This window comes from Sphaerisporangium dianthi, assembly GCF_042654065.1.
GTDB lineage: Bacteria > Actinomycetota > Actinomycetes > Streptosporangiales > Streptosporangiaceae > Sphaerisporangium > Sphaerisporangium dianthi.
The window spans coordinates 1-5,007 of record NZ_JBHSFP010000086.1; the positions used below are offsets into that span (position 1 = coordinate 1).

The window sequence follows — 5,007 nt, forward strand, 5'->3', positions numbered from 1 at the left end:
AGTCGACCCACGCCTGTCCGGCCAGGCCGGTGAAGAACCCGCCGAGCGCGGACTCCTTGGTGCCCTTGAGGAACCCGGTGGTGGGGCTGCCGCCGTTGACCCAGGCCTTGGCGGCCGGGGTGGCGAAGCCGAAGCCGAACAGCTTGTCGGCGAACGCCCACAGGAACGTCCAGCCGAGCGCGAGGCGGACCACGGCCCACACGTGGTCGACGGCGGTGGGGCCGGCCTGCGCGTGGGTGTCGCGGGGGGCGGCGTCGCTCTGGTGACGCCCTTCGGTGAGAGCCATGATCGGCCCCTTTCAGTGCGGGGGGAACACTGTTCGTGTGTCACGCCAAGCACACCGCTTCGGGGCGGGTGCCGGGCAGTGCCGGACGACTCGCCCGTGGGCGGTCTCACATCCCCGCCCGGCGGGACTTTCGTCCCTCATCTCCGCGGACACGCCATCGGCGCGCGCCGCACGCCATCGGCGGATCCTTCCTTCCGGCCTCTTCAGCGCCCCTTCCGCGTGCCGCGCCGCACCCCCGGCCTCGGGACCGCCGCGCCGGCGACAGGGACCTTGGCCTCTGTCCCGCCCGCGCCCGCGGACACGAGCCTCGGATACGCAACATCGATGAAGGAGGTACGTGATGCCTTTTCCCGCCGCCACCGACCTTGGGGTTCGCTGGCTGCTGGCCGCGGCGGGCCAGGCGCCGTCGGTCCTCAACACCCAGCCATGGCGCTTCCGGATCGTGGGGGAGAAGTCGGTCGAGTTGCTGGCCGATCCCGACCGCAGGCTGCGCGTCGCCGATCCGCGCGGACGGTCCATGCACGTGAGCTGTGGCGCGGCCCTGTTCAACCTTCGCCTGGCCGTGCGCGTGAGCGGGCATCTGCCGTCGGTGTGGGCGCTGCCCTCTCCCGAGGAGCCCCGTCTGCTCGCCTTGGTCCGCATGGCGCCGTTCGGCCCGCCCACCGCCCCCGAACAGGAGCTGTACGCCGCCATCGGCCGCCGCCGCACCAGCCGCGAGCCGTTCAGCGACCGGCGCGTGCCCCCCTGGGTGCTCGCCGACCTGCGCATCGCCGCCTCCAGGGAGGGCGCAAACCTGGTCCTGCCGACCATGCGCGCCGCGGCCGACCTTCTCGACTACGCCGCCATCGCCGAGGAGGAGCTGTCCGCCGACCACGACTACCTCGCCGAGACGCGGGCGTGGACGATCGGGGGAACCCACGCGGACGGCCTGCCCACCTACGTGCTCGGGCCTCCCCCGGCCGACGACCCCGCCCTCGTGCGCTACTTCGGCGTCCGCAACGCGCGCACGCCCGAGCGCTTCGAGTCCCGCCCCCAGCTGGCCGTGCTCACCACCCCCGGCGACCGGCCGCTCGACTGGCTGCGGGCCGGGCAGGCGCTGCAGCGGGTGCTGCTGGTGGCCGCCTCGCACGGGCTGTCGGCCTCGTTCCTCAACCAGCCGCTGGACCTGCGGGACATGCGCCACCGCGCCGATCCGCGCCACCGCCGCGGCCACGCCCAGATGATCATCAGGTTCGGATACGGCCCTGGCGTGCCGCGCGCGCCCCGTCGTCCCGCCGCCGAGCTGCGCACCGGCGATCCCGAGCCGTCCTCCCTCTGAACGCGCGCCGCGCCCGGCGCCGGAGTAGACGGCGGACGGCGCGGCCGGTGAGCGGGACCTTGGGCTCTGTTCCCCCGCGGCGCCCGGTGGGTGTGATGGAACGGTACGGACAGGGGGAGGGACGCCGTGATAGTAGTGGGAGTCGACGGGTCGCCGGCCGGTCTGGAGGCCGCGCGCTGGGCCGCCCTCGAGGCGGCGCTGCGCGGCAGCGAGGTGCGGGTGACCCACGCGATGCCGGCATGGGCCTGCGAGGCCGATGGCGGCCCTTACGCCGAGGTCGCGCGGTGGATGCGCGAGGGCGCCGACACGATCATGGGCGAGGCGCTGGAGCAGGTCCGCCAGGCCGCACCGGGCGTCGGGGTGAGCACCGCCCGGCTGCCCGGCGATCCCCGGGCCGGCCTCATCGCCGCCGCCCGGGACGCCGAACTGCTCGTGGTGGGCAACCACGGCCTCGGCGGGTTCCGCGGCCTGCTGCTCGGGTCGGTCGCCCTCGGCGTCGCCGGCCGCGCCCCCTGCCCGGTGGCCGTCGTGCGGGCGGTGCCGGAGGGCGCACTCCCGCAGATCGTCGCGGGCGTCGACGGCGCGGGCGCGGACGCCGAGACGCTGCGGTTCGCCTTCTTCGAGGCCGGCCTGCGCCACGCGGAGCTCGTCGTGGTCCGCGCCATGGGCACCGCGCCCGGCCAGGCCGAGCGCGAGGGGCCGGCCGCCGGGCCGCGCCGGTGGCCGGAGAGCCCGCCGGAGGTCAAGGTGAGCGAGCTCGTCCTGCCCGGGCACCCGGTGGACGTCCTGCTCCAGGCGTCCGCGCGGGCCGAGCTGCTGGTCGTGGGCTCGCGCGGGCGCGGGGGCTTCGCCGGGCTGGTGCTCGGGTCGGTCACCCACGCCCTCCTGCACCACGCGCGGTGCCCGGTCCTCGTGCTGCCCGCCGTCCCTCAGCAGTGACCGGGCCGCCACCCGCGACGCCGAGCGAGCCCGGCGGCCCGGCGAGCGCGCCGCCGGCGAGGCCGGAACGGGCCGGGGCGAGGCCGGAGCGGGCCGCGGGTGACCAAGGACCTTCCCGCGGAGGGCCGACGTCCCGCGCGGGCGAGCCCTAGGGCACTGCTCGGGACGGCCGCGGCGAGCTTTGCTCGAAGCAGAGGCATCCGGCCGATCCGGCGAGCGGACGGTCAGGTGAGTGGAGGCATCATGTCCGACAGAATCGTGGTGGGCACCGACGGTTCGGCGCCCGGAACCGCCGCCGTGGAATGGGCGGCCGATGACGCCGCCCGCAGGGGAGTCCCCCTCCGCATCGTCACCGTGGTCGAGCGCCGGCCCTACGGCATCGCACGCTACCCCGCCCCGCCCGAGATGGCGGACACCCTCGTCGAGGGCGCCCACCGCGTTCTGGCCGACGCCAAGGCGAGCGCCCGGCGGCGCAGCCCGGACATCGCGGTCGCCGGTGAGATCGTCGAGGGCTACCCGGCCGAGGTGCTGTGCGAGCAGGCCACGGAGGCCACGGAGGTCGTGGTGGGCAGCAGGGGCCTGGGCGGCTTCGTCGGAGCCCTTGTCGGCTCGGTGAGCGGCCATGTCGCCGGCCACGCCCGGGGCCCGGTCGTGGTGGTCCGCCAGGGTGAGCGGACCGAGCACGGCGAGATCGTCGTGGGCGTCGACGACTCGCCCGAATGCGAGCCCGCGCTGCCCTACGCCTTCACCGAGGCCCTGCTGCGCGGCGCCATCCTGCGCGCCGTCCACGCCTGGCAGCTCCCGGTGCACGCCTACGCCCCCGAGGTCTCCTACGACATGGACGACGTCCGCAGGGCCCAGCAGGAGGCCGTCAGCAAGAAGCTGGCCGACGTGGCCGCCCTCTACCCCGGTGTGAAGCTGATCGAGGACGTGCTGTGCGCCCACCCCGCCGACGCGCTCATCAGCGCCTCCGAGAAGGCCGACCTGGTGGTCGTCGGCTCCCACGGCAGGGGCGGCGTCGGCGCGCTGCTGATCGGCTCGGTCAGCCGCGCCCTGCTGCACCACGCGACCTGCCCGGTCGCGGTGGTGCGCAACTGACCGTCCACGGCCCGACGGGCCGCCTGCCGCGCGGCGGGCGGCCCGGGACGGACCGGCGAAGGCCGCTCCCCATGCTGGGAGCGGCCTTCGGTGTCTCCGGCCCGTGTCATGTCCTGTTCGCGGCGTGCGGGCGTCCGGCGGCCACCGGCCCGTCCTCGCGGGCGACGCCTTCACCGGACACCGCGACCACCGGGCAGGGCGCGTGGCGAAGGCAGGCCAGCAGGACCGGGCCGAGCCGGCGCTCGCCCGAGGCGGTGAGCGACGACCCCAGCACCAGCAGGTCCGCGCCCTCGCTGTGGTGCAGCAGCTCCTTGGCGGGGCTGCCGAGATTCAGGCAGCGGCGCACCACGACCTCCGGATGCAGGCGGGCGACCTCCGAGACGGCCCGCAGGGCCGCGGTCTCCTCGGTGATGTGCCGCAGCTCGGCCTCCATCCGCCGCTGGGCGGGCGCGTACGGCGCGTGCGACGCGGAGGTCCCGTCCCAGGCGTGGACGGCCACCAGTTCGGCGCCGCGCCGGGAGGCCTCGGCCGCCGCCCACGACAACGCCCGGTGCGACGCGGCGGTGTGGTCCACCCCTGCGACGACGCGCCCGGCGCTCACGTCCCCGTCCTCTCCGCCCCGCCGTCCCCGCGGTCGGCGGGCCGGTCCAGCTGGCTCGACACTTCCTTCGCCCATGCTCTGACCAGCTCGCGGTCGCGGTAGTCGCCGGCCTTCGACTTGGCGAGCATGGAGGCCACGAAGCCGCGGGGCCGCTCCAGCAGCCGGCCGCCGAAGGTCTTGTGCCCGAGCGCGTCCACCGAGGCCATGACCCCGGCGACCTGCGCCACCGGCGCGATGTCGTGATCTACGGCGGAGTGGTCGAGCGGCCCGCTGCTGAACAGCCAGACCGAGCAGGCCTCGAGCGTCTTCGCGTGGCGGCGGGCGAAGCGCCGCGACGCGGCGTGCCACCTGCCCGCGTACAGGGAGCCTCCGAGGATCACCGCGTCGTACCCGAGCACCTGCCGCGCCTTGTCCGCCGGCAGGACGTCGACCTCGTGGCCGTCGTCCCGCAACACCTCGCCGATCCACTCGGCGATCTGGGCGGTCGAACCTCTCTTCGAACCGTGGGCCACGAGTATCCGCGCCATGGGGATCACCTCCAGGATGTCAGCCTCGCCCCTCGCGGTGGCCCGGCTGTAGAGCCGCACGGCCGGACTTGGCGTGACCTAGGTCCATGCCGGCGGCCCGCCGGCCGGGGACGCCGAAAGACATCCCAGGAGTTTGAATGTCAAGCCGTAGCACTCTGAGCGTGATGCGACCAGGCGGTCGTTTCGCTGTAGGGCGTGCCGGTCTTCAGGCAGCCGTGCAGGATACCGACGAGTCGGT

General features: G+C 75.1%; 5 protein-coding genes and 1 pseudogene. 3 read left to right on the top strand and 3 right to left on the bottom strand.

From position 1 onward, the window contains the following. Window positions 1–286: pseudogene (locus tag ACFO60_RS40595) on the bottom strand (hypothetical protein); the annotation flags it as partial. 340 nt (window positions 287–626) lie between these two features. Between ACFO60_RS40595 and ACFO60_RS40600 the strand changes: the two are divergent. From ACFO60_RS40600 to ACFO60_RS40610, 3 genes are all read left to right on the top strand, one after another. Next, entirely contained in the window at window positions 627–1,604 is a 978-nt protein-coding gene (locus tag ACFO60_RS40600) for an Acg family FMN-binding oxidoreductase (protein WP_380852823.1), read from the top strand. 126 nt (window positions 1,605–1,730) lie between these two features. Beyond that, window positions 1,731–2,543: a universal stress protein gene (locus ACFO60_RS40605; RefSeq protein ID WP_380852826.1), complete on the top strand. Its 813-nt coding sequence runs from the start codon at window positions 1,731–1,733 to the stop codon at window positions 2,541–2,543. A 243-nt stretch (window positions 2,544–2,786) separates the two neighbouring features. Then, the gene (locus tag ACFO60_RS40610; protein ID WP_380852829.1) at window positions 2,787–3,641 is read left to right on the top strand and encodes a universal stress protein; all 855 of its coding nucleotides are present in this window, start codon (window positions 2,787–2,789) and stop codon (window positions 3,639–3,641) included. A 106-nt stretch (window positions 3,642–3,747) separates the two neighbouring features. Here ACFO60_RS40610 and ACFO60_RS40615 read toward each other — a convergent pair whose 3' ends face one another. Beyond that, window positions 3,748–4,242: a universal stress protein gene (locus tag ACFO60_RS40615; RefSeq protein WP_380852832.1), complete on the bottom strand. Its 495-nt coding sequence runs from the start codon at window positions 4,240–4,242 to the stop codon at window positions 3,748–3,750. Next, entirely contained in the window at window positions 4,239–4,829 is a 591-nt protein-coding gene (locus ACFO60_RS40620) for a flavodoxin domain-containing protein (RefSeq protein WP_380852835.1), read from the bottom strand. Before ACFO60_RS40620 ends, ACFO60_RS40615 begins: the two co-directional genes overlap by 4 nt. Between the last annotated feature and the right edge of the window lie 178 nt (window positions 4,830–5,007).

Coding starts and splice junctions, on each gene's coding strand:
- ACFO60_RS40600 (WP_380852823.1), top strand. CDS start 627: ATGCCTTTTCCCGCCGCCACCGACCTTGGGGTTCGCTGGCTGCTGGCC.
- ACFO60_RS40610 (WP_380852829.1), top strand. CDS start 2,787: ATGTCCGACAGAATCGTGGTGGGCACCGACGGTTCGGCGCCCGGAACC.